Annotated in this window: 25 protein-coding genes and 1 riboswitch; of the genes, 15 read left to right on the top strand and 10 right to left on the bottom strand. The window is 64.5% G+C overall.

Going from position 1 to position 24,317, the window contains the following annotated elements; translation table 11 throughout:
• Positions 1–36: 36 nt before the first annotated feature.
• Complete coding sequence (locus tag BN1233_RS25965; RefSeq protein WP_244470723.1) at positions 37–558, bottom strand: hypothetical protein; 522 nt, start codon at positions 556–558, stop codon at positions 37–39.
• Between the two features lie 441 nt (positions 559–999).
• Between BN1233_RS25965 and BN1233_RS25955 the strand changes: the two genes are divergently transcribed.
• Both BN1233_RS25955 and moaB read left to right on the top strand, forming a co-directional pair.
• A complete protein-coding gene (locus tag BN1233_RS25955) occupies positions 1,000–1,884 on the top strand; it encodes an AEC family transporter (protein ID WP_046866491.1) in 885 nt (294 codons plus the stop codon).
• A 355-nt stretch (positions 1,885–2,239) separates the two neighbouring features.
• Positions 2,240–2,788 carry a molybdenum cofactor biosynthesis protein B gene (moaB, locus tag BN1233_RS25950; protein ID WP_046866490.1) on the top strand — a complete coding sequence of 183 codons (549 nt, stop codon included), beginning with the start codon at positions 2,240–2,242 and terminating at the stop codon, positions 2,786–2,788.
• 7 nt (positions 2,789–2,795) lie between these two features.
• Here moaB and BN1233_RS25945 read toward each other — a convergent pair whose 3' ends face one another.
• Positions 2,796–3,236, bottom strand: coding sequence for a hypothetical protein (locus BN1233_RS25945; RefSeq protein WP_048708192.1), 441 nt, complete (start codon positions 3,234–3,236; stop codon positions 2,796–2,798).
• Between the two features lie 163 nt (positions 3,237–3,399).
• Between BN1233_RS25945 and BN1233_RS25940 the strand changes: the two genes are divergently transcribed.
• The 3 genes from BN1233_RS25940 (at position 3,400) to BN1233_RS25930 (ending at position 6,574) form a co-directional block, all read left to right on the top strand.
• Positions 3,400–4,539 (top strand): PA0069 family radical SAM protein, encoded by a 1,140-nt coding sequence (locus tag BN1233_RS25940; RefSeq protein ID WP_046866602.1) that lies wholly within the window; start codon positions 3,400–3,402, stop codon positions 4,537–4,539.
• Positions 4,540–4,635: 96 nt separating this feature from the next.
• Positions 4,636–5,283 carry a ribonuclease HII gene (locus BN1233_RS25935; RefSeq protein WP_244470724.1) on the top strand — a complete coding sequence of 216 codons (648 nt, stop codon included), beginning with the start codon at positions 4,636–4,638 and terminating at the stop codon, positions 5,281–5,283.
• A 91-nt stretch (positions 5,284–5,374) separates the two neighbouring features.
• Complete coding sequence (locus BN1233_RS25930) at positions 5,375–6,574, top strand: site-specific DNA-methyltransferase (protein WP_048708194.1); 1,200 nt, start codon at positions 5,375–5,377, stop codon at positions 6,572–6,574.
• Here the strand turns inward: BN1233_RS25930 and mutY are convergent, their stop codons facing one another.
• Positions 6,575–7,720: an A/G-specific adenine glycosylase gene (gene mutY, locus BN1233_RS25925; RefSeq protein WP_082145651.1), complete on the bottom strand. Its 1,146-nt coding sequence runs from the start codon at positions 7,718–7,720 to the stop codon at positions 6,575–6,577. It lies immediately after the preceding gene.
• A gap of 124 nt (positions 7,721–7,844) precedes the next feature.
• Here mutY and BN1233_RS25920 point away from each other — a divergent pair, with 124 nt between their 5' ends.
• The 8 genes from BN1233_RS25920 (at position 7,845) to BN1233_RS25885 (ending at position 15,365) form a co-directional block, all read left to right on the top strand.
• Complete coding sequence (locus BN1233_RS25920; protein WP_046866487.1) at positions 7,845–8,351, top strand: DUF721 domain-containing protein; 507 nt, start codon at positions 7,845–7,847, stop codon at positions 8,349–8,351.
• 82 nt (positions 8,352–8,433) lie between these two features.
• A complete protein-coding gene (locus BN1233_RS25915) occupies positions 8,434–9,072 on the top strand; it encodes a DsbA family protein (protein WP_046866486.1) in 639 nt (212 codons plus the stop codon).
• Between the two features lie 51 nt (positions 9,073–9,123).
• Positions 9,124–12,582: a chromosome segregation SMC family protein gene (locus BN1233_RS25910; RefSeq protein ID WP_046866485.1), complete on the top strand. Its 3,459-nt coding sequence runs from the start codon at positions 9,124–9,126 to the stop codon at positions 12,580–12,582.
• A gap of 191 nt (positions 12,583–12,773) precedes the next feature.
• Entirely contained in the window at positions 12,774–13,151 is a 378-nt protein-coding gene (locus tag BN1233_RS25905) for an AtpZ/AtpI family protein (RefSeq protein ID WP_046866484.1), read from the top strand.
• Between the two features lie 54 nt (positions 13,152–13,205).
• On the top strand, positions 13,206–13,934 hold the full coding sequence (locus tag BN1233_RS25900; RefSeq protein ID WP_046866483.1) for a F0F1 ATP synthase subunit A: 729 nt from the start codon (positions 13,206–13,208) through the stop codon (positions 13,932–13,934).
• A gap of 57 nt (positions 13,935–13,991) precedes the next feature.
• Positions 13,992–14,216 carry a F0F1 ATP synthase subunit C gene (locus BN1233_RS25895; RefSeq protein ID WP_046866482.1) on the top strand — a complete coding sequence of 75 codons (225 nt, stop codon included), beginning with the start codon at positions 13,992–13,994 and terminating at the stop codon, positions 14,214–14,216.
• Between the two features lie 108 nt (positions 14,217–14,324).
• Positions 14,325–14,867: a F0F1 ATP synthase subunit B family protein gene (locus BN1233_RS25890; RefSeq protein WP_046866481.1), complete on the top strand. Its 543-nt coding sequence runs from the start codon at positions 14,325–14,327 to the stop codon at positions 14,865–14,867.
• A gap of 12 nt (positions 14,868–14,879) precedes the next feature.
• The gene (locus tag BN1233_RS25885) at positions 14,880–15,365 is read left to right on the top strand and encodes a F0F1 ATP synthase subunit B family protein (RefSeq protein ID WP_046866480.1); all 486 of its coding nucleotides are present in this window, start codon (positions 14,880–14,882) and stop codon (positions 15,363–15,365) included.
• A gap of 120 nt (positions 15,366–15,485) precedes the next feature.
• Here the strand turns inward: BN1233_RS25885 and BN1233_RS25880 are convergent, their stop codons facing one another.
• The 7 genes from BN1233_RS25880 to BN1233_RS25850 form a co-directional block, all read right to left on the bottom strand.
• Positions 15,486–16,409, bottom strand: a complete 924-nt coding sequence (locus BN1233_RS25880; protein WP_046866479.1) for a DMT family transporter — start codon at positions 16,407–16,409, stop codon at positions 15,486–15,488.
• A gap of 436 nt (positions 16,410–16,845) precedes the next feature.
• Positions 16,846–18,423: an aminomethyl-transferring glycine dehydrogenase subunit GcvPB gene (gene gcvPB, locus BN1233_RS25875; protein ID WP_046866478.1), complete on the bottom strand. Its 1,578-nt coding sequence runs from the start codon at positions 18,421–18,423 to the stop codon at positions 16,846–16,848.
• The gene (gene gcvPA, locus BN1233_RS25870) at positions 18,423–19,763 is read right to left on the bottom strand and encodes an aminomethyl-transferring glycine dehydrogenase subunit GcvPA (RefSeq protein WP_046866477.1); all 1,341 of its coding nucleotides are present in this window, start codon (positions 19,761–19,763) and stop codon (positions 18,423–18,425) included. Before gcvPA ends, gcvPB begins: the two co-directional genes overlap by 1 nt.
• A 36-nt stretch (positions 19,764–19,799) precedes the next feature.
• A complete protein-coding gene (gene gcvH / locus BN1233_RS25865) occupies positions 19,800–20,174 on the bottom strand; it encodes a glycine cleavage system protein GcvH (protein WP_046866476.1) in 375 nt (124 codons plus the stop codon).
• A 40-nt stretch (positions 20,175–20,214) separates the two neighbouring features.
• Positions 20,215–21,357: a glycine cleavage system aminomethyltransferase GcvT gene (gene gcvT, locus BN1233_RS25860; protein WP_046866475.1), complete on the bottom strand. Its 1,143-nt coding sequence runs from the start codon at positions 21,355–21,357 to the stop codon at positions 20,215–20,217.
• A gap of 148 nt (positions 21,358–21,505) precedes the next feature.
• Positions 21,506–21,596: riboswitch (glycine riboswitch) on the bottom strand.
• A gap of 37 nt (positions 21,597–21,633) precedes the next feature.
• On the bottom strand, positions 21,634–22,179 hold the full coding sequence (locus BN1233_RS25855) for a hypothetical protein (protein WP_053086445.1): 546 nt from the start codon (positions 22,177–22,179) through the stop codon (positions 21,634–21,636).
• A 40-nt stretch (positions 22,180–22,219) separates the two neighbouring features.
• Positions 22,220–22,789, bottom strand: coding sequence for an invasion associated locus B family protein (locus BN1233_RS25850; RefSeq protein ID WP_082145650.1), 570 nt, complete (start codon positions 22,787–22,789; stop codon positions 22,220–22,222).
• Between the two features lie 369 nt (positions 22,790–23,158).
• On the opposite strand from BN1233_RS25850, the gene coxB reads away from it, so the two are divergent.
• Positions 23,159–24,007, top strand: coding sequence for a cytochrome c oxidase subunit II (gene coxB, locus BN1233_RS25845; protein ID WP_046866598.1), 849 nt, complete (start codon positions 23,159–23,161; stop codon positions 24,005–24,007).
• A gap of 38 nt (positions 24,008–24,045) precedes the next feature.
• On the top strand, positions 24,046–24,317 hold a 272-nt coding region (locus BN1233_RS25840; protein WP_048708198.1), incomplete at its 3' end, for a cbb3-type cytochrome c oxidase subunit I.

Below are 24,317 nucleotides of genomic sequence, written 5' to 3'. Positions count from 1 at the left end.
CGGAGAGGAGGCTCGAGTCCGGTCGAGAACTCGCACCTACCGCGTCCGGGTGAGATCGACCGAGACTTGCGACAGCTCGGTCCCCTCCGAGCGGATGCTCACCGACTGTCGTCCGCCACGGGTGTTCAATATGATTCTGGCCGAGAAATTCGGACCCTCGGCCACGGCATCGATGCGACCGGCATTGGCTCGGCCGGAGATCCGTCCTTGCAGATTGCGTGTTGTTTCCGCCCACAGGCCCGCGATGCGGCCGCCCTCGTAGTCGATGTCCGTCCTGAGTTCGAAAGTGTAGCTGTCGCTCGCACAATTGAGACTCTGCTGAAGGGTGGAGCCGGCGGAAGCCACCGCATATGCGGCCCGGCAGCGAAGGCGTTCAGTCGTGCCGTTGGAAAGCCCGATCGTGCCGCTGCCCGACCACGATCCGGACATGCCTGCAAAGGGTCCGGGCGATACGGCGCCTTGCTGGGCATAGGCTAGGGGGCCAAACGACAGCAATACCCATGCAAAACAAAGGAGCCGGTATGCGTCAGCAAAGGCCCACTTCGATCTGGCAGCCATGGCGCGGCACCTGCCAAGAGATACCCCTTCAGCGTATCGCTACTGGACCGACTTGGCGAGGCGTTACAGCTCGAGCCATGCTCCTATAAGAAGCCCTCCATCGCGTCAGATGCTGTCACGCTCTCCTGTAAGGAGATGTTCTACGCGGAGGTATCCGAACGATGTGCAGAAACCGGTTTCGGATCGATTCCGCCGCTTTTCGCCGGGGTTGGGAACCAGCTTGCATTCCGGGCAAAGCGAGTCCATGCATGGGCCATGATGCCCGACCATGTTTGGGCAGCATGCTCTGCGCCGCGACCACGGCATAGAATCCGCTGATGAACCACGATCTCCCCCGTGCCGGCCTTGGCCGCACCCAGCGAGCCGGGCAATCTCGCATGCTCCTGTGCGCAGCGCTGCCCATGCCTTTCCTGCGGGCGTGAGCGAGGGCCGAAAACTCCCATGCTCCTCCTCGTCATTTCCGTGGTTCTCCCGATCCTGATCACGGTCGGGATCGGATTCGTCTGGACGCGCCTCGGGTATAAGCTGGACTCGCGAGACCTGACGGCTCTCATTGCCGACGTGGCGACGCCGTGCCTGGTCATCAGCACCTTCCAGACGTCCCGCCTGTCGTTCGAGGCCTTTACGGCGATGGCGGCGGCAGCCGGAACCGCCATCGCGTGCTTTGCTGGGATCGGAGCGCTCCTCCTCTGGGCAACCGGACTGCGCATCCGCACATTTCTGCCGTCGATCTCTTTCCCGAATGCCGGCAATCTCGGCCTGCCCCTCTCGCTCTATGCCTTCGGTCCCGAGGGGCTCGGCTATGCCATCGCGTTCTTTTCGATCTCCTCGGTCGCGAACTACACGCTCGGACAGGCCATCGCAGCCGGCCAGGCGAACTGGCGAGGACTTGTGCGCCTGCCACTCCTGTATGCCGTCGCCATCGGCATTGCGCTGTCCTTCTGGAAGATCGAGTTGCCGTCGCCCATTGACAAGACCATCACGCTGATCGGCAACCTGACAGTTCCTCTAATGCTGTTGATGCTCGGGGCCTCCTTGAGCCGCTTGAAGGTCTCCTCGTTCGGCCGTGCCACCGCCGTCTCGGCCGTGCGGATCGGCGGAGGCGCGCTGGTCGGCGTTCTGGTCGCAATGCTGTTTGACCTTGCCGGGAGCATGAAGGCGGTGCTGATCCTGCAATCGGCGAACCCGGTTGCAGTCTACAATTACCTGTTCGCACAGCGCTGGAACAATGAGCCCGAGGAAGTTGCGGGCGTGGTCGTGCTGTCGACCGTGGCATCCATCGTAACGATCCCACTCCTGCTCGTCTGGCTGACCACCTCACCATAGGGCAGCGACCCGATCAGAGGGTCCAACATCGCAGAGTTCGGACGGGTACGAGAGCCGTGAGGACATTCCGTGCTCGTGGTCATGGCGTGTGGAAGCCCGCTGAAACTTTCCGAGCGCCAATTCATGCGCTCAACGCAATTGCACCGCTGACATGCTTGCTGGACGACAAAACGCACTTCTCGCGGCTACGAGGCAGATCAAATCCGGTCGTCGTTGCGACTTAATGCCGGGTCCACCGAGCAAGGCTGAGTGCCCTCTCGGTGTGTGATACCATGAACCATCACTTCGTATCCCGGGCTGGCGTAGTCGGGTCGTCCACCCCATCGCCAGAGCCACAATCCTCTCGCGTATCACCATGCCGATCGACCAGAACCTACCTTTCATTCCGCTTGCCATCGCGGTCCTCACGATGTCCGACACCCGCACGCTCGAGAGCGACCGGTCAGGCGATACTCTGGTGGACCGCCTCACCGCCGCCGGCCACAAGTTGGCGGCGCGAGCCATCGTGCCCGACGACATCGAAACGATCCGTGCCCAGGTGAAAGCCTGGATCGACGATCCGTCGGTCGACGTCATCATCACCACGGGTGGAACGGGCTTCACCGGCCGTGACGTTACGCCCGAAGCGATCGAGCCCCTCTTCGAGAAGCGGATGGACGGGTTCTCGGTCCTCTTCCACCGGATCTCCTACGACAAGATCGGCACCTCGACCCTCCAGTCCCGGGCCACCGGTGGCGTTGCGGGCGGGACCTACATCTTCGTCCTGCCGGGATCTCCCGGCGCATGCCGTGACGCCTGGGACGGCATTCTCGCCTCGCAACTCGATTACCGCCACAGGCCCTGTAACTTCGTGGAAATCATGCCGCGTCTCGACGAGCATCTGAAGCGCGGCGCGACTCCGTAGACTGCGCTCATTCCGCGAGGACGTCCCGTTCCAGAACGGCCGTGAGCCGGATCGGCCGGATTCGTCGTCCCGCCTGCGCGAGAAGCGTGTGGTGGACGAGATCGCCGGCGCGCACATCCAAGGACAGCCAGGCCGATAGGCGGTCGCCAAGTCCTGACGGGCTCCGAGTGAATCGACCGAAGCGTCGATCCGACGGGCAATGCGCGATGAAGCGCTCGAGCGATCTCTGCCATCCTTCTCGCGGTACGTCTCCGGCATCGAGACACAGGATCCAGTCCTGCCTCGCCCTGGCGGCCCCTCGTCGCCACGGATCCTCTGCCGAGATCACTAGGCTGGCCCCCATCGCGTCCGCGATGCGTTCGACCTCAGGCGACCGGGCCGGAGCCACGATCACGGCGTCGCCAACGAGGCCGTCGACCACTCCGCCGACGAGGGCGCTCAACGTCACCCCCAGGCCTTCGATGGAACCTCGTGCGGATATGACAGCCGTAATCATCGGCGCACGTTAGCCGCTGGTCCGAAGGCTAGCGAGCGGAGTTGATTTAGTTCCTGTTTTGTTCCTATCTAGTGGTGTCCGATCAACGATTCTGTCTGGCGAGAGGCGCATGGGCATGGGGACGGCAAGGACTCACGCGAGCCCGCTCCGTCGAAAGCCTGCCCATGCGGTAGAGGACGCGGTAGCTCATATCGAAGGGGCATCGCGGCGAGGCCGTGGAGCAGTGTCGAATCCAGCCGGGCGTTACGAGATCGTCACGCGCGAGGAATTTTCCGACGGGTGGGATCTTGAAAAAGAGGTGCCCTCGATCGCAACCGAGGTCACGATCGAAAAGGCGCGGAGGATCATTACCCGGAACGACTCGCCGGACATCCTGTTCGACCGCTCGATCAATCCGTATCGCGGTTGCGAGCACGGCTGCAGTTATTGCTTCGCGAGGCCGAGTCACGCGTTCTACGGTCTCTCCTCCGGACTCGATTTCGAGACGAAGCTCTTCGCCAAGACGAACGCTCCGGAACTCCTTCTGAAAGAGATCAGTTCCCGGAATTACGAGCCGCGCACCATCGCGCTCGGAACCAACACGGACCCGTATCAGCCGATCGAGCGCCGTTTCCGGATCACGCGCTCGATTCTCGAAATTCTGTCGCGCGTGAACCACCCCGTCGGAATCGTCACGAAATCCGCGCTCGTCACGCAGGATCTCGATATCCTGCGGAGTCTGGCGGAGCGCCGGCTCGTGAAGGTCGCGCTCTCGATCACGACACTGGACCCGAAACTCGCGCGTCGGATGGAACCGCGCGCCGCGTCTCCCGCGAAGCGCCTCGCTGCGATGCGGATGCTCGCGAACGCAGGCATTCCGGTCACGGTGCTCGTCGCTCCGGTCATTCCGGCCCTCAACGACCACGAGATCGAAGCCATTCTCGACGCCTCGCAGAAGGCCGGAGCAGCCGAAGCGGGGTATGTGCTGCTGCGATTGCCGCACGATCTCAAGGACCTCATGCGCGATTGGCTGTTGCAGCATTTTCCGGACAGGGTCGATCGCGTGCTCTCCATTCTTCGCGAGAGCCGCGGAGGCCGGGATTATGACTCCCGCTGGAAGGCTCGGCAGACCGGAGAAGGCCCTTTCGCGTGGATTCTCGGCCGCCGGTTCGAACAGGCGACGAAGCGCTTGGGGCTGAACGAACGGCGCCTGTCTCTGCGCACCGATCTTTTTCGCGTTCCCGAGCCGGAGCCGGTCCAACTTGCGCTCTTCTGACGGGATGACAGAGCCGTTCCGCTGGTCTCTTCTCGCGGTATGACGATTGCGATTCGATCACGCCGCCCGAGCCTTTGCCTCCAGCGCGAGCACGGGATGCGCGCCAAGGGCTTCCACTGTATCGCCGGCCTCGACGAAGTCGGAAGAGGGCCGCTGGCCGGGCCGGTCGTGGCCGCCGCCGTGGTCCTGGACCTCGATCGTGCCCCGGGCGGACTCGCGGATTCGAAGTGTCTGTCCGCGGATCGGCGGGACGAATTGTTCGCCTTGATTCTCGCGACGTCCCGTGTCGGCATCGCTAGTATCCCGAGCAGCGAAATCGACCGGATCAACATCCGGCAGGCGACCCTCTCGGCCATGTGCAAGGCTCTGGCTGCGCTGCCCTGCCATCCCGACCTCGCTCTCGTCGATGGGAACGATCCACCCGCCCTGCCCTGCGCGACCGAGGCCATCATCGGCGGCGATGCGACGGTCGCCTCGATCGCGGCCGCCTCGATCGTCGCGAAGGTCGTGCGCGATCGCCTCATGCGACGCCTCGCCGACCGGTTTCCGGCCTACGGATTTACAACCAATGTCGGCTACGGGACTGCGGAACATCGGGCGGCACTCGATCAGAACGGACCGACACCGTTCCACCGCCTCACGTTCGGACCCTGCGCCAAGGCGGCCTCGAGCCTGTCCAGGTTAATCGGCGTTAACTCGAAAAATGCAACGGAATCAACTGGTAGGCAGGAATTGCCGACCTAAAAAAGTACGATTGCGAGGGGCGTCTTAAACGACATCTTTACCCTACCGGCCGCACTATCCGGATCGTCAGTTGCGTAACCGGTGATCACCCATGGGTACCTCGCGTACCGGGGCCGCCGACGCCGCTGCCCGGATTCAGGTCTCGCGTACCGGGCGGTCTGCGTCGGCACCTCGGACGGGGCGCATGCGCCCCCATCTCGTACCGTCGCCTCTGCCCCGCGACGAGATTCTGGTCGGAGACTGCATCGCTCATCTAGAGAGCCTGCCCCCGGAGAGCGTCGACCTCGTCTTCGCCGACCCGCCATACAATCTGCAGCTCGAGGGAGCACTCACGCGCCCGGACCAGTCCCTGGTCGATGCGGTCGACGATGCGTGGGATCACTTCGACAGCTTCGCGGAATACGACCGCTTCACTCGGCGTTGGCTCGCCGGAGTAAGGCGGGTCCTGAAGCCGAACGGGACGCTGTGGGTCATCGGCTCCTATCACAACATTTTCCGGGTCGGCACGGCGCTCCAGGATCTCGGGTTCTGGGTCCTGAACGACGTCGTCTGGCGCAAGGCGAACCCGATGCCGAATTTTCGGGGGCGGCGCTTCACAAATGCCCACGAGACTCTGATCTGGGCCTCACGTTCGGCGTCGGAAAAGAGCTATACCTTCCATTACGAGGCCATGAAGGCGGCCAACGAGGACTGCCAGATGCGGTCCGACTGGTTCATTCCCTTGTGCACGGGTGACGAGCGCCTGAAGGACGCAAACGGCCAGAAGGTCCATCCCACTCAGAAGCCCGAGGCGCTCCTCGCGCGGATCCTGCTCGCCTCGACGAATCCGGGCGACGTCATCCTCGACCCGTTCTTCGGCACCGGAACGACGGGCGCGGTCGCCCGGCGTCTCGGACGGCACTTCGTCGGGATCGAGCGGGACCAAGGCTATATCGCGGCTGCCCGGGCACGGATCGACGCCGTCGAGCCGCTCGCGGAAGATGCCGTATCGGCCCCGCCGGCGCGGCGCGCCGAGGCCAGAATCCCCTTCCTTTCGCTGATCGAGGCCGGCCATCTCTCCCCCGGAGAAGGCCTCCAGGACGAGCGCCGGCGCTACAAGGCGACGATCCGTGCCGACGGGACGATCGCGCTCGGCGCCATCACGGGATCGATCCACAAGATCGGCGCACTGGCTCAGGGCCTCCCGGCCTGCAACGGCTGGACGTTCTGGCACGTCGAACGCGAGAACCGGCTCGTTCCGATCGACACCCTGCGAGCCGCCTTCCGGGCCACGATGCCGGCAGCCGGCTGATCAGCCGCTGGCTCCTTGCCGGGGCGGAGTCTTCGACGTCTTCCACGGGCTCAACTCGCCGAGGCCATGCGCGAGCACCTTGCGCATGACTCCGGGCAGCGCCTCATTGGCGAGGTCCCGGCGGGCTACCCACCGCATCCCCTCCGGAGCCTCGGTCCGCGCCGAGATCCGGGCTGTCAGCACCGTGAGTTCCAAAGGAAAGTGCGTGAAGACGTGGCGAACGACGCCGGGCTTTCTCTGCCAGCGTGCCTCGAGCGGCGCATCGAGTATCGCCTGCGCGGGATCATAGTCGATCTCCCAGGCGCTCGTCGGCGGTTCGGCCATGCCCCCGAGAAGCCCTTTCGGGGGACGGGTGCGCAGGAGTACCGTGTCATCCGAGCGGATCACCACGAAGGCCGCTCCGCGGCGAAGCGGATTCTGAACCTTCTCGAGCTTGCGCGGGAAGGTTTCCTGCAAGCCGGTCGCGCGGGCCCGGCATGGCTGCATCCAGGGGCAGAGCGCGCAAGCGGGGCGCCGCGGCGTGCAGATCGTCGCGCCGAGATCCATGATCGCCTGCGCGAAGTCCCCGGGGCGGTCACGCGGGACGAGCGGCTCGACGAGCGCCCGGATGGCGGGCTTCGCTGCAGGCAGTGGCTCCTCGATTGCGAACAGTCGGGTGATGACCCGCTCGACGTTGCCGTCCACGGCAGCGGCGGGCTCGTCGAAGGCGATCGCGGCGATGGCCGCCGCCGTATAGGCGCCGATGCCCGGAAGCGTTCTCAATTCCGCTTCGGTGCTCGGAAAAACCCCGCCATTTCGTTCGGTGACCGCCTGGGCACAGGAGTGCAGGTTGCGGGCCCGTGCGTAGTAGCCGAGCCCCGCCCAGGCCTGCATGACTTCCTCGGTCGGCGCTCGGGCGAGACTCGCGACGGTTGGAAACCGCTCGAGAAAGCGCTCATAGTAGGGCTTCACGGCCGCGACCGTGGTCTGCTGCAGCATGATTTCCGAAAGCCAGACCCGGTAGGGATCGGGCTTCTCGCCGGGCTTGGCGCGCCAGGGCAGCGACCGACGGTGACGGTCGTACCAAGCCAGAAGGTCGAGCGCAACGGGATGAGCCGCCTCCGGCGGGGCGGATCGGCACGATGAGGCTGCAGCGGCATGAGCCATGCGTGTTGCCTGAGGGGGTTGGCTTCACGGGGTTTTCGGGAAGCCGATTCGAGAGACTGGACCGGAAGGCGGAGACCCTATCGGGTGCTCCCGCGAGTTCCAACGCGGTATTTCGGACGGAGCGATGCGCAAACCCAGACCTCTCGCCGATCTCCTCGATAGCTGTCTGGGCCCGAGCCTCGCGGCACAGGGCTTCGCGGCCTCGGATATCCTCGTCGCCTGGCCCGAGATCGTCGGTGCCCGGCTGTCCGAATTCACGCAGCCCGTGCGGGTCCAGTGGAAGCGGCGTTCCTCCGGGATCGACCCGGACAGACGCCCCGAGCCCGCGACCTTGATCGTGCGGGTCGAGAGCGCCTTCGCGCTCGAGATGCAGCACCTCGCGCCGGTCGTCATCGAACGGGTCAACAGCCATTATGGCTGGCGCTGTATTGGCCGGATCGTATTGAAGCAGGGGCCGGTCCGCCGGGCCGAGCCTCCCCGTCGTCCCTCACCACGGCTCGCTCCGGAGGACGCCAAGGCCATCGAGGCAGCCCTCGAGCCGATTGTCGAAGATTCCCTTCGTGATGCCCTCGCCCGATTGGGCACGGCGGTCGTCGGCTCTTCCACAAAAGGAGAACGCACGAAACCGTGACACCCAATCGGCGAGTCTTGTCACGGTCCAGTTCCGGAACTACCCAAATGCAGAACCGCTCAGGAGTTAGGGGAGCAAGTATATGATTACCCGGCGTCAGACACTCGCGCTCATTGGCTCGGGAGCCGCCCTGGCTCTTCTGAGCTCGTATTTCCCTGCTCTCGCGCAAAACGTGTCGATGCAGGACCTCGCCGTGCCGGGCCCGCTCGGAGACGCCGCCCAGGGCGCTCCCGATGCAAAGGTCACGATCATCGAATATGCGTCGCTGACCTGCTCCCATTGCGCCGCCTTCCATAAGGAAACCTATCCGGCTCTGAAGGAGCGCTATATCGATACCGGGAAGGTTCGGTATGTGCTGCGGGAATTCCCGCTCGATCCGCTCGCCACGGCCGGCTTCATGCTCGCCCGGTGCGATGGAGACTCGAAATATTATGCGATCGTCGACATGCTGTTTCAGCAGCAGCGGGCCTGGGCCTTTACCGACAAGCCGCTCGACGCTCTGCGGCAGATGATGCGCCAAGCCGGTTTTTCACAAGAGAAATTCGATTCCTGCTTGCGCGATCAGAAGCTTTATGACGCGGTGAACACCGTGAAGAACCGGGGTATGGAGGCCTTCAAGGTGGACTCGACCCCCACTTTCTTCATCAACGGCCAGCGCTTCGCCGGCAACATGTCCATCGATGAGCTCGAGAAGATCATCAAGCCGATGCTTGGCGCCTAAGTCTATAGGATCGCCGTTCCACCACGGAACGGCGCAGGTCCAGGCGCGCCGATGAAGCTCACGCGCCTGCGGATCGTCGGGTTCAAGACCTTCGTCGAACCGACGGATTTTCTGATCGAGCCGGGTCTCACAGGGGTCGTTGGCCCCAATGGGTGCGGCAAGTCCAATCTCGTCGAAGCCCTGCGCTGGGTGATGGGCGAAAGCTCTCACAAGAACATGCGCGCGACGGGCATGGACGACGTGATCTTCTCCGGGTCCGGTACTCGGCCGGCGCGCAACGCCGCCGAGGTGATGCTCACGATCGAGAACGACGATCGAACCGCCCCTGCAGCTTTCAACGATTCCGACCAGCTCGAAGTCTCCCGCAAGATCGAACGGGAGGAAGGATCGACCTACCGCGTGAACGGGCGAGAGGTCCGCGCGCGCGACGTGCAGCTCCTGTTCGCCGATGCCGCGACCGGCTCCCGTTCGCCGGCCCTCGTCCGTCAGGGGCAGATCAGCGAGATCATTGCCGCGAAGCCCCAGGCGCGCCGCCGCATTCTGGAAGATGCTGCGGGCATCGCGGGCCTCCACGCCCGCCGTCACGAGGCGGAGCTCCGCCTCAAGGCCGCGGAGGACAACCTCCTGCGTGTGGAGGACGTCCTTCGCGAGTTGTCGTCGCAGATCGACAGCCTCAAGAGGCAGGGCCGGCAGGCCTCCCGCTACAAGAACATCTCGGCCGAGATCCGGCGGCTCGAGGCCCTGATTCTGGCGATCCAGTTCGCCGAGGCCCGAGAGGATTCGGCCGAGGCGGAGCACCAGGTCGCCGAGGACCTCAGAAGGGTCGCGGAGTGCACCGAAGAGCAGACGCGCGCCGCGACCGCGCAGGCAGTGGCGGCCCATGCGCTTCCGGCCTTGCGCGAGGCCGAGGCCGCCGCGACAGCGGCCTTGCAGCGGCTCAACCATGCCCGCAGCGAACTCGATGCGGAGGAACGGCGCGCCAAGGAGCGGCAGAGCGAGCTCGAACGCCATCTCGCCGATCTCGACCGCGACCTCATGCGGGAGCAGTCGCAGCAGACCGACGCAGCAACCACCATCGAGCGGCTCCAATCCGAGGCGGCCGAAATCGCAGCAACGCTGGAGAGTGCGAACGAGGAAGAGACGGAGAGCGCGTCGCGCGTCGCCGAGTTCGAGGAGGAACTCGCTGCCGCAGAAGCATCTCTTTCCGCACTGCAGGGCCAGATCTCGGACCTCAATGCGCGCCGCGCCGCTCTCGAGCGGTCGGTTCGGGAGGAACAGGACCGCGCGGCCCGCTTCGCAGCCGAGAAGGGCCGAATCGAGCGGGATCTCACGGCGTTGCTCACGAGCGCCGGCGACGGCCCCTCGCCCGAATCCCTTCGGGAGGAGGCCGAGGCAGCCGAGCAGGCCGCGAATGATGCTGAAGAGAGGGTGATGGGCGCGCGCGCAACTCTCGCGGCGGCGCGCGAAGCCGAGACCCGCTCGCGTGGCCCGCTCGCCGAGGCGGAGCGTCGGGCCCAGCGGCTCGAGACGGAGGTCCGAACTCTCGCGAAGCTCCTCACCGGCACCACCGGGGATCTGTGGTCTCCGGCGCTCGATTCGATCCGAGTCGCGAAAGGCTTCGAGACCGCGCTCGGCGCGGCGCTAGGTGATGATCTTGAGGCCTCGACCAACGTCTCGGCTCCCGCGCATTGGGTCGATACCGGTCCGGGTGAAGAGGATCCGCCGCTTCCTGAAGGCGTAATGGCGCTCGCGGAGGTCGCCTCCGCCCCCCCTGCCCTCCTACGGCGGCTTCGCCAGATCGGTGTCGTGGCACGAGTCGAGGGGGCCCGCTTCCGAGAGGCGCTCCGCCCGGGTCAGCGGCTCGTGTCCCGTGAGGGAGATGTCTGGCGGTGGGACGGTTTCACGGCAGCAGCCGAAGCTCCCTCCGCGGCAGCCCGCCGTCTGGCCGAGAAAAATCGCCTCGGCGATCTGGAGGTCGAGGCCGCGGAGGCTCGGGAAGCGTGCGAGAATTTCCGCGCGGAAGCCGAGGTTGCGCAGGTTGCCATCCGCAATGCGGCCGCGGCAGAGGCTCAGGCCATCGAGGCCGCGCGGCACGCCCGCTCCGCGCTCGACTCGGTTCGCTCGCGGCTTGCCGCAGCGGAGCGCCGCGAGGCGGAACTGTCGTCACGCCGGTCAGCGCTGCAGGAAGGCCTCGCCCGAATTGCCGCGAACGAAGCGGAAGCCCTCGGCCGTCTCGAGGCCTCTCGCCATGCTCTCGAGGATCTCGCTCCGGCGCCGGACCTCGAAGGCCAGCTTCTCGAGGAGCGCGCTCGGGTCGGCGAGCGGCGTGCCGCAGCCGCGGAAGCCCGGGCCAGCCTGCAGGCCCTCCGGCATGAGGCTCAGCTGCGCCGGCGCAGGGAGGAGGCGATCGCGGCCGAGATCGGGTCGTGGACGCAGCGTGCTGCGCGCGCCAGAGCTGCCGCTTCCGATATCGAGGGCCGACGCGCCAGGGCACGCGACGAATACCAAGCGCTCCTCGAAGCCCCGAACACGCATCTGCTCCGGCGACGGTCCCTGACCACGGAGATCGAAGCGGCCGAGGCACGCCGAAAGGAAGCAGCCGACCAACTCGCGGACGGCGAAACGGCGCTCGCGGAAACAGACCGGGCTGCTCGTGCAGCCCTCGAGGCTCTGGCGACCGCTCGTGAGGCTCGGGCCGGAAGTCAGGCGCGCCACGAGGCTGCAACACGCCGGATGGCGGAAATCACGCATGCGATTGCCGAGAATCTCGGAACGACGCCGGTCGGTCTCATCGAACTTGCAGGCCTGAAATCGGAGACCACCCTGCCCTCCGCGGCCGAAGCAGAAGCGCGGTTGCAATCGCTCAGAGGCGACCGCGAGCGTCTCGGTGCGGTCAACTTGCGGGCGGACGAGGAACTCGGCGAGCTGACGACCAAATTCGACAGCATCACTCACGAACGCGACGATCTCGTCGAAGCCATCAAGCGCTTGCGACACGCGATCGGCAGCCTCAATCGGGAGGGACGCGAGAGGCTCCTCGCTGCTTTCGGCACTGTGAACGCCCATTTCCAGCAGCTCTTCACGACCCTGTTCGGGGGAGGAACCGCAGAACTGACGCTCATCGATTCGGACGATCCGCTGGAGGCGGGCCTGGAGATTCTCGCACGGCCTCCCGGCAAGAAGCCGCAATCGATGACGCTGCTCTCCGGCGGCGAGCAGGCCCTCACGGCGACGGCCCTGATCTTCGCGGTCTTCCTCACGAATCCGTCGCCGATCTGCGTTCTGGACGAGGTCGACGCTCCGCTCGATGACGCGAATGTCGAGCGCTATTGCGATCTGCTCGAGGAGATGGCCAGGCAGACGGAAACCCGGTTTGTCGTGATCACGCACAATCCGATCACGATGGCGCGGATGAACCGTCTCTTCGGCGTGACGATGGCGGAGCGCGGCGTGTCGCAACTCGTCTCCGTCAGCCTCGAAGCCGCGGAGACGATCCGCGAGGCCTCCTGAGCCGCGTCTGTGCATGATGGTGCGACGTGCGCCGCGCTCGGCACCCGAAAATCAGTGAATTTACTTGCCTGACAAATACTTAGGTGTTTTTCTGTCTGTCTTGACAGGGGGGACCCCCCTCAATATGTTGCGCGCGGCTTTCGGGGCCGGGTTTCGTGCCTTTTGACTCAGCCGCTGACGAGGAGAACGCCATGGCGGATCCCACCGGGCGGCCGGATCAGGAAGGTGCGAAGTCGACCAGTTCCGACGAAGCCGACCTGTCGGCGAGACTGAAATCCCTCGATGCGCGGCTTGGCAAGGCAACCGCGGATCGGCGGGAAAACACGCAATCTCGCACCCGCGCGCCGTCCGACTCGACCGCTCTCGGCCAAGCCTTCAGGCTCTCGGCCGAATTCGTCTCGGGTGTGGCTGCCGGCGGGATCGTCGGTTGGCTCGTCGACAAGCTGTTCGGCTCCTCCCCGTGGGGGCTTATTGTTTGTCTCATCCTCGGCTTCTGTGCCGGGATGCTCAACCTGATGCGGGCTGCCGGTGTGGTCAAGCCCGCGCGGTACGATGACGACAAGCAATAAGGCTCCTCCTGCGAGCCACGTGAGCGATTGAACACATCCCGCAGAGCGAGCGCAATGGCGAGCCCGATCGAACAATTCCAGATCAAGCCCATCATCCCGGCGCTCGGCTTCACGAACTCGGCGCTGTTCATGGTCGTCGCGACCGGCGTCGTCGTCGGCGGCCTCATGCTGGCCTCGCGCCACCGGGCCGTTATCCCCGGAAGGGCGCAGTCCATCGCGGAAATGCTGCACGACTTCGTCGCCAACACGGTGCGAAATTCCGCCGGCGAAGAGGGGATGAAATTCTTTCCGTTCGTGTTCTCCCTCTTCGCCTTCGTGCTGACGGCAAATCTGCTCGGGATGATTCCGGGCTTCTTCACCGTCACGAGCCATATCATCGTCACGTTCGCACTCGCGCTGCTGGTGATCGGCACCGTCGTGATCTATGGCTTCATGAAGCACGGCAGCCATTTCCTGGGGCTGTTCGTCCCTTCCGGCGTTCCTGCCTGGCTCTTGCCCGCCATTGTCGTGATCGAGGTGATCTCGTTCCTCTCGCGACCGATCTCTCTCTCGCTCCGCCTCTTCGCCAATATGCTGGGGGGCCATATCGCCCTGAAGGTCTTCGGCGGCTTCGTGGTGTCGCTCGGCGCTGCGGGCGGTCTCCTGGCGGTCCTCGCTCCGCTTCCGCTCCTCATGGCGGTCGCGCTCACGGCGTTCGAAATCTTCGTCGCCGCCCTGCAGGCCTATGTCTTCATGGTGTTGACCTGCATCTACCTCAACGACGCGCTTCATCCCGGCCACTAGGCCAGAGCGCGCCGTCCTCTTTCCTCCCCGATCATCACTGTCCTCTAGGAGATCACGATGGACCCGACTGCTTTCAAGTTTCTCGGCGCAGGCCTCGCCTGCATTGGCATGGGCCTCGCCGCCATGGGCGTCGGCAACATCTTCGGCAACTTCCTCTCGGGCGCTCTGCGTAATCCGTCCGCAGCCGACGGCCAGTTCGCCCGCGCATTCATCGGCGCGGCGCTGTCGGAAGGTCTCGGGATCTTCTGCCTCGTCGTCGCTCTCGTTCTGCTCTTCACCTGAAGACGCGACATGATCGGGAGGGTGGAGCACACTCCACCCGCAGGACAATGACGGCGGCTTGGCCGCCGTCATTGCTATCAGGCTGGCTTACCATCCAGGATCACGGCGATGGCTGAAGTTACCTATACCGGCGCCACCGCGCCGGGCGACGCCGCCGAGCACGTCGGGTTCCCGCCTTTCGAGACGGAAACATACGGAGTCCAGCTGCTCTGGCTCGCGATCACCTTCGGAGCCCTCTACGTTGTGCTCTCGAAGATCGTGCTTCCTCAGTTGAGCGGGATCATCGAAAACCGCCGCTCGACGATCGCTCGCGACCTCGACGAGGCCGCTGCGATGAAGACGCGGGCGGAACAGGCAGGCGTTGCCTACGAGAAGTCGCTCTCCGAAGCGAAGGCGAGGGCGCAAAAGCTGGCACAGGAAACTCACGATCGCCTTACGGCGGAGACCGAGGCCAAGCAAAAGGTCGTCGAAGCCGATCTCGCAGAGCGCATGGCCGAGGCAGAAGCCACGATCACGAGTCGCAAGGCCAATGCGATGGGCAATGTCCGCGCGATCGCGCTCGACACCGCAACCGCGATCGTCGAGCACATCACCGGACGCGCGCCTGCGCCGAAGGCCGTCGAAGCGGCTCTCGACCAGACCAGAGCTTGAGGAGACCGAAACATGTTCTCGAGCGCCGAATTCTGGGTCGCCGTTGCTTTCGTGATCTTCCTCGGGGTCCTCTACTATTACGGAGTGCCCAGCTACGTTCTGAACTCCCTCGACAGCCGCTCGAAGAGAATCTCGGACGAACTCGCCGAGGCCCGTCGTCTGCGCGAGGATGCCGAACGCCTTCTCAAGGAGTTCGAGGCGAAGCGGGCCGCAGCCGAACGAGAGGCCGAGGAGATCGTCACCACGGCTCGCGAAGAGGCCGAACGTCTCGCGCGCGAGTCGCAGGAGCGTCTCGCCGAGTTCGTACGGCGCCGCACGGCTGCCGCAGAAGCGAAGATCGCTCAGGCTGAAGTGCAGGCTTCTGCCGAAGTGCGTGCCGCCGCCGTCGATGCCGCGATTCGCGCTTCCGAGCAGGTACTCCGTGGCGAGATCAGCGGCCCGTCGGCCGAGCAGTTCGTCAAGCGCAGCCTCGGTGACGTGAAGGCGAAGCTGCAGTAAACCGCTTCCAAAACCAAGCTTACCTGCGATGCGGCCGCTCCCGAGCGGCCGTTTTCGTTTTGGCGGGCGGGAAAGCAGTGCAGCAATTGCTGACGTGGGCCCCTGTCCGCGAGACCCGACTCACGCCGAGGGTGCCGCCTTTCGGGAGAATGCCGAGAGGACAAGCCGCAGCAGCCGTCCATCGATTGCTGCGAGACCTAGGCCGATCAGGCCCATTCCCGCGAAGTGCTTCGGGTCGAGCCGCTCGCCCAGGACGAATGAACCGAAAAGAATGGCGCTGACCGGGATCAGGAAGGTGACGAGCTGGATGTTGGTGGCTCCCGCCGTTGCCAGAATGCGGAAGTAGAGAATGTAGGCGAGTGCTGTCGACAGCGTCGCAATCGCAATGACAGCCCCCCAGGTCGACAGGCTAGGAGCAGCCAGAGTCCATGGCCGGTCGATCAGGAGCACGATCGGAATCAGAATGATCGTCGAGGCGGTGACCTGCCCCGTTGCCGTCACCACGGGCGCAATACCGAGATTTCGAAAACGGCGACCGAATACACTCGCAAACGCGTAACAGAGCGCGGCAGTCAGACACGCAAACTGGGCGACAATATTCGTGCCGAGACTGTGGACCGCGGCCGGCCCGATCATCACGACGACACCGGCAAACCCGATGATAACGCCTGCCAGTCGGTTGCCAGTCATCTTCTCGTCGGCTGTCAGGAACTGAGCAACGATCACCGTAAACAGCGGAGCTATCGCGTTCAGAATCGAAGCAAGCCCACTCGCGATATGGCTCTGCCCCCAGACGATGAGCGAAAACGGGACAACGTTGTTCAAAAGCCCCATGCCGAAGAATGCAGCCCAGAGATGGCGATCCCACGGCATGCGGAGGCCTATGGCCCGGACGAACACATGAAGAACCAGGGCTGCGAGCCCAACCCGCAGGACGACGATGGTGAAGGCCGGCAGTTCCCTGACAGCAATTCCTGTGAAGAGAAACGAGCCACCCCAGAGCAACGAGAGGACGAGGAGCATTCCCCATTCGCGCGGCGACATCGAACGATTGATCGGTGATAAGGTCACTTGGGCTTTCCGCAATTGTCCGGCGCGAAGCATAGAAGAACGCGCGGGCGCCGCGCGATCCGATTCCTGCGGCCGAATTCTAGGGGTGATACACAGCCCTTTCCGCCGCCTCCTCGTCATTGCGAGCCGCAGGCGAAGCAATCTACCCCTCGACGGATGCGCTCCTGGATTGCTTCGCTCCGCTCGCAGTGACGAAGAGGGCATGAGGACGCGAGGAGCAGGGCCGGGAGCGGAAGTGGTGCCAGACCCACTGCGGCATTGCGAAAAAACTGAGGCAATCCAGGGCTACGCAAGGTGCTGCACTGGCTCTCAACAGCGACGGGCAAGCATGACAGCACATCGCGTGGCCCTCCGCTGGAAGGCCCTTGGCGGTGAGCGCGGAGACTCCCCGGCGCTCAGGTGAACGTCCCTACTCCGCTGCCTCCGCAACCGGCTGCGGTGGCGTGTAGGTCAGGATCGGATTGCGGGCTGCCCGGGTCTCGTCGAGCCGCCGGCGCGGGGCGTAATATGGGGCTCCGGAGAAGCGCTCGGTCTCGCCTCGCTTTGCGCTCATCGCGAGATCACGCATCGTGGCGATAAACAGATCGAGCGAGGCCTTCGATTCCGATTCGGTCGGCTCGATGAGCATCGCGCCGTGCACGACGAGCGGGAAATACATCGTCATGGGATGATAGCCCTCGTCGATGAGCGCCTTCGCGACGTCGAGGGTCGTCACGCCCGTGTCCTTGAGCCAAGCGTCGTCGAACAGCACCTCGTGCATGCACGGCCTGTCACCGAATGGCTGCGAGAGCAGATCTGACAAGCCGGCCCGTACATAATTGGCATTGAGGACGGCGTCCTCCGAGGCCTGCCTCATCCCGTCCGAACCATGGGACAGCATGAAGGCCAGCGCACGGACATACATGCCCATCTGCCCATGGAATGCCGTGATGCGCCCAAACGACTGTACGGCTGCGGGATCATTCTTGTTTTCGACGAGAGTGAATTCGTTACCATCGCGATGCACGAACGGCACGGGCGCAAAGCTCGCGAGCCGATCGGACAGCACGACTGGTCCGGAGCCGGGGCCGCCGCCGCCGTGCGGAGTCGAGAAGGTTTTGTGCAGGTTGATGTGCATGGCGTCGATGCCGAGATCGCCCGGCCTCACCTTGCCGACGATCGCGTTGAAGTTTGCGCCGTCGCAGTAGAAGTAGCCGCCCGCTTCGTGGATCGCCGCGGCGATCTCGACGATCTGCGGTTCGAACAGCCCGCAGGTATTCGGGTTCGTAAGCATGATCGCAGCGATGTCGGGCCCGAGCAGCGCGCGCACGTCATCGACATGGACGGTCCCGTCGGCTCGCGCGGGAACGGCCTTCACGACGAAGCCGATCAGCGCAGCGGTTGCCGGATTAGTACCGTGCGCCGAATCAGGGACGAGAACGGTTCGACGCGTTGCGCCCTCCCCGCGGGCCTCGATGGCGGCCTTGATCGCCATCATGCCGCAGAGCTCGCCGTGGGCTCCGGCCTTGGGCGAGAGCGCAACGGCGCTCATGCCCGTGAGCGTCAGGAGATAGCGCGCGAGCTCGTCCATCAGCTCGAGGGCGCCCTGGACGGTCGAAACAGGTTGAAGCGGGTGAATGTCCGCAAAGCCCGGCAGACGCGCCATGCGTTCGTTCAGGCGCGGATTGTGCTTCATCGTGCAGGAGCCGAGCGGGAACAGGCCCGTATCGATCCCGTAATTCATCTGCGACAGGCGCACGTAATGCCGCATCGTCTCGGGCTCCGAAAGCCCGGGAAGACCGATCGGGTCCTGGCGTTCCAGCCCGCCAAGTCGAGATTCGAAATCGTCCGGCTCATCGAAATCGACGCCGGTCGTCTCTGGACGGCCGATTTCGAAGATCAGCGGCTCGATCTGCGCGAGCGCGCGGTTTCCGGTGAACGTCGACGACTTCACGTCAATACCATCGGTATCGTTCAAAGCGGTCGGGCGACCCTGACGGTTGAGCATTAGAGGACGTCCTCGAGAGCTGCTGCGAGTGCAGCGCGATCGTCGTCGGTGTTGACCTCGGTCGAGGCGAGGAGAAGCAGGTCGTCGAGCCCGGCGCCGGGCAGCAAGCGCGAGACCGGAACTCCCCCAAGGATGCCGCGCTCGGCCAGCCGCTCGACGGTCTCGGCGGCCGGACGGCGCAGGCGCACCGTGAATTCGTTGAAGAAGCTCTTGTTGAGCACCTCGACGCCGGGCACCGCCGCGAGAATCCCGGCGAGCTTTACCGTATTCGCATGGTTGATTCGCGCGAGACGACGCAGGCCCGCTTCGCCGAGAAGCGTCATGTGAATCGTGAAGGCGAGACTGCACAGCCCTGAATTGGTGCAGATATTCGAGGTGGCCTTGTCGCGGCGGATGTGCTGCTCGCGCGTCGAAAGGGTGAGCACGAATCCGCGCTGTCCGTCCGCATCGACGGTTTCACCGCACAACCGTCCCGGCATCTGGCGCACGAAGCGGGAGCGCGTCGCGAAGAGGCCCACATAGGGGCCGCCAAAATTGAGGGCATTGCCGATCGACTGACCCTCGCCGACGACGATGTCGGCACCCATGGCGCCCGGGGCGCGGACGAGGCCAAGCGACACCGCCTCCGTGAAGACGGCGATCAACAAGGCTCCATGGCGGTGCGCAGCTTCGGCAATCGCCGAGAGATCCCGCAGATTCCCGAACGCGTCGGGCGTCTGCACGACGACGCAGGAAACGGTGTCGTCGATGCTCGCAGCGAGATCCTCCGTTGCGCTGACATCGGCCGGAAGCGTGACCACCTCGTCGCCCGCCATGTCGGAGAGCGTGCGAACGACCGCTGCATAGTGCGGGTGCAGTGCGCCCGAGAGGATGGCCTTCCGGCGCTTGGTGAGCCGGTGAGCCATCAACACGGCTTCGCCGGTCCCGGTCGAGCCGTCGTACATCGATGCATTCGCGACTTCCATGCCGGTCAGTCGCGCAACCTGAGTCTGGAATTCGAAGAGGTATTGCAGCGTGCCCTGCGCGATTTCCGGCTGGTACGGCGTGTAGCTCGTCAGGAATTCCGAACGCTGGATGAGATGATCGACCGTCGCCGGCACATGATGCTTGTAGGCGCCCGCGCCGACGAAGAACGGTACCGATGAGGCCGGAATGTTCCGTGCCGCCATGCGGCCGAGGATGCGCTCGACCTCGAGCTCTCCCCGGCGCCGCGGCAGGTCGACCGGTTCGCGCAGCAGACGATCGGACGGGACATCGGCGAACAGGTCGTCGACTTGCCCGACTCCGATGCGTGCGAGCATCTCGGTGCGGTCGGTGTCGGAGAGAGGCAGGTAACGCATTGTGTCTTTACATCCCTGGAGAGGCGCTTGCCGCGATCAGGAGATCGATTTCAGGAAAGCTTGGTATTGCTCCTCGCTCATGAGAGCATCGAGCTCGGCCGGATCCTTCAGCTTGATCTTCATGAACCACCCGCGGCCTGCAGCATCCTCGTTGATGGTTGCCGGAGCACCCTCGAGCTCGCTGTTGACGGCAACGACTTCGCCGGAGACCGGGGCATAGACTTCGCTCGCCGCCTTGACGCTTTCGACAACCGCGGCCTCGTCTCCCTTGTTGACCGTCTTCCCGACGCTCGGCAGCTCAACGTAAACAACGTCGCCCAATTGTTGCTGCGCATAATCCGTAATTCCGATCACGCCGGTGTCGCCCTCGACCCGGACGTATTCGTGATCCTTCGTGTAACGCGTGGTCATCGTGTCCTCCCTCTCGTTGCTGGCTGCCGCGGAATCCGGGTTAGCGGCGATATCGATGTGGTGTGAACGGCATGGGCGCGATCCGGGCGGGGATCGGCTTCCCCCGAACAATCAGATGAAGCTCGGTTCCGGGTGTCGAAACGTCCGGGGAGACGTAGCCCATGGCCACGGGGCCGTTCACACTGGGGCCGAATCCGCCGGAAGTGACGATGCCCACCTCCCGGCCGTCGGGCGTCGTAATGACGACACCTTCGCGAGCCGGGGCACGTCCCTCCGGCCGCAGTCCGACGCGTATGCGCTGCGGACCCTCCGCAATCTCGCGCCTCACGCGGTCCGCGCCGGGAAAACCTCCCTCCTCCCGCCGACGCTTCTGGATAGACCAGAGCAAGCCCGCCTCGACGGGCGAGGTCGTCGGACCGATGTCGTGGCCGTAGAGGCAGAGCCCGGCTTCCAGGCGCAGGGAATCCCTGGCCCCGAGCCCGATCGGCTTCACCTCCGGATCCGCGAGCAAGGCCCGCCAAACCTCCACCGCGCGCTCGGCAGGCGCCGAAATCTCGAAACCGTCCTCGCCGGTATAGCCGGAGCGAGAGACATAGGCGTCGATGTCGCCCACCCTGGCCGGGTGTGCGCTCATGAAGGCCATGTCGACGACCTCGGGGGCGAGCTTCGCGAGCGCCGCCTCGGCGGCCGGCCCCTGCAATGCGAGGAGAGCCCGGTCGTAGACACGAACGAGCCGCACATCCGAAGGAAGATGGGCCTCGATGTGAGCGTAATCGGCCTCCTTCATTGCGGCGTTCACCACGAGCATAAGGCGGCCGTCCTCCGCAGTATCCGCGGGGCGCGTGATCATGAGGTCGTCGAGAATCCCGCCGTCCTCGCTCAGCAGTTGAGAATAGCGCTGCCGGCCAGGTGCCAATGCCGTGACGTCGGCCGGCACGAGCGCCTCGAGAGCCCTTGCCGTCGTCGCGTGATCGGGCCCGATGAGGAAGGCCTGTCCCATATGCGAGACATCGAACAAGCCTGCATGATCCCGTGTCCAGAGATGCTCGGTCAAAATCCCGGTCGGATATTGCACCGGCATATTGTAACCGGCGAAAGGGACCATCTTCGCGCCAAGTGCCAGATGCTCGGCATGGAGCGGCGTGTGGAAAAGCGATGCCTCGGAGGCGGCGAGTTCGGCCATCGGGTCCTCGTTAGAGACGCGTCAAACCGGGCCTTCCGGCCCGCTTCGCGCCCCCTCTGTCCCGTGACCTGAGAGATTTCCCCTCGCATCAGAGAGGGTTACCCCCGTCGGTGGACGCCCCTTGCGAAGCGTCGCTTTCCAGAGTGCCAGCTCCCGCGCGGTCCTTTGGCCTGAGCGTTTCCGGGGCGGTTGCGCCTTCGGCGCCGGGCGATGAGCCCGGACTCTCCCGCGGGGATCAGCGGCTGTTCTATCCTCTGGAGCCCACGGCCGTTCCTGTCAACGTCTCGCCAGCGCGACCTCGATGGTGAAGCGGTTGGCGGCGGCCGGCGGCACGACGATTCCGTCCTCGACGAAGACGAACGAGCCCTGCGTCTGGCCGCTCGGGATCGTCACGCTGGTCTGACGCAGCCGGTTGGCGATGACGGTGTCTCCATCCTTGATTTGAACGCGGAGCGGCACGTCGAACCGCCCCGAAGTCCCGCCGGCGCCGATGAGGGCGCGCCCCTCGACCCCGACTTTCACGATGGTCGCTCCGTCGGGCCCTGGAGAGCACTCACGGGCAAGCTGGCCGAGGGCGATCTGGTTGCGCAGCGCCTGCGCATCCCCGACGCGCCCGCCCGCATAGGATTGCAGCGCGGCACCGCCCTCGGTGACCTCGACGGCCGGACAGTACAGATCCTCTGCCCGAGTCTCCTGGATCGGGGGAGGCGTGAATCCGGCATAGAGAAGCGTATCGAGCACGCTCTGCCCGCTCCCGGACGAATTACAGCCGCTCAAGGCAGTCACGGCCGCGATGCTGAACGCCAAACCCAACGGTCTCATGCTCGTCTCCCCATCTTCGTGCCAAGGCCCGTATTCTCACTCACGGCAGGGCGTCAAAGCCGGCGCCGAAGCCCTCAAGCGAGATCGGGATGCCGATGCCCTCCTCCGGAGTCTGGAAGACGACGAAGGTCGCGTGCTGCCCGCTCCGGAGTTGATCGATGAGACTGTCCTCCATCACGACCTCGGCGACGCAACCGCTCGTCAGGCAGCGCACGAAACCGGCCCGGCCAATATCGGTCTGGTCGATCCTGAGACCGAGTCCGGAGGGGAGCAGAACGCCCAGAGGCGCGACGACCCGCAGTAACCGGCTCTTGCCGTCGGCCGTCTTGAGGATGATAACGACGAGGCTGATATTGGGCCGATCCTCGGCCGCGACGTTCTGCACGAGCGCGCATTGCTCGGCCTGCGCTCCTGCCGGTGTCTCGCAGCGCAGCTGCCAATCTCCGAAAGTGTTCTTCACGGCGCCCTGCGCCAGTGCGGCTTGAGGCGCCGCTGCGGCCGACGCGACCAGAGCCGCGAGGCCCGCGAGTAGATTTCGCAACAGGTTCACAGCCCTCTCCGTCAATCCCGGGTGCGGTGACTGCACCGTTCCGGCGGCGTGACTGGCCATCCGGCCCGTGTTCGTCCATAGGATCGACGAAGCCGAATGCCTGTCGCCCCGCTTCCGGGTGCTAGCAACATTCCCTCAGCCGACCTTCTCGGCGCGTTCCGACCATGGGCTACGGGGTCTGTCAAGCGAAGGCCTTTTGCGAAGTCGGCTCCGAAACCCTTCCGGATCGATGAATTCAGGCATTCCGCAAGGGGCGGTTATGACGCATGAATCAAATCTTTGAACCGTTGCGCTAGAGCTTATCCTGTGATCATACACGCCGGTCATGGGTGAAGGCCGGACCCCGGTCCGATTTTGCTCGTCCGCTCTCAGGATGACGCGTTTTCCGGCCGGCCCTCACCAGCAGATAGGAGCGCAGAGAATCCGATGATGCGGATCGAGAGGGCTGGACGAAATTCAATGAAGCGGTTGGCCACAGCGGGAGTCCTGCTCGCCGCAATGGGGGGTGTGGCGGTTGCCGGCACCGGTGTTCCGTCGGAATGGCAGATGAACATGCAGGGCCAGGTGACGGAGCTCGGCCGCGGCGTGAGAAGCTTTCACGATCTCCTTCTCTGGATCATCACCGGGATCTGCCTGCTCGTCGGTGTTCTGCTAGCCATCGTCATCGTCAGATTCCGCGAGGATAAGAATCCCGTCCCGGCCAGAACGACTCACAATACGCTACTCGAGGTCGCCTGGACGGTCGCGCCCGTCGCGATCCTCGTCGCAATCGCGATTCCGTCCTTCCGGCTTCTTCGTGAGCAACTCGTCATCCCGCAGGCCGATGTCGTCGTGAAGACGACCGGGTATTCGTGGTACTGGGGTTACGAGTACCCGGCCGATCAGGGCGGCTTCAAGTTCGATTCCAACATGGTTCCGGAGTCTGATCTGCAGCCGGGTCAGCTGCGTCTCCTGGCCGTCGACAACGAGATGGTCGTGCCGGTCAACAAGGTCGTCAAAGTGCAGGTCACGTCGGCCGACGTCCTCCACTCCTTCGCAGTGCCCGCCTTCGCCATCAAGGTCGATGCCGTTCCGGGGCGCTTGAACGAGACCTGGTTCAAGGCCGATCGCGAGGGGATCTATTACGGCCAGTGCTCCGAGCTCTGCGGTAACGGCCACCCCTACATGCCGATCGCAGTGCGTGTCGTCAGCGAGCAGCAATATTCTGCATGGCTCGCGGAAGCGAAGCAGAAATACGCTGCCGTCCCTGCCCCGACCCGCGTCGCCAACGCTCAATGATCGCAATTAGGTAAGAACAAACCATAGGGTCTCACATTATGGCCACAGCTGCTGACGCTGCCCACGCAGACCATCACGGCGCTCCCCCGTTCTGGCGCCGCTGGTTTTACTCGACCAACCACAAGGACATCGGCACGCTCTACCTGCTCTTTGCCTTCACGGCCGGGCTGGTCGGGGCGGGGCTGTCGATCCTGATGCGCATCGAGCTCCAGGAGCCCGGGCTGCAGCTCTTCTCGAATCCGCAGACCTTCAACGTGATGGTCACGAGCCACGGCCTCATCATGGTGTTCTTCGTGGTGATGCCGGCCCT

Origin of the sequence: Microvirga massiliensis, assembly GCF_001006805.1 — a bacterium.
GTDB lineage: Bacteria > Pseudomonadota > Alphaproteobacteria > Rhizobiales > Beijerinckiaceae > Microvirga > Microvirga massiliensis.
The sequence above is the reverse complement of the archived record's forward strand: the minus strand, read 5'-3'. Positions and strand labels throughout refer to the sequence as shown.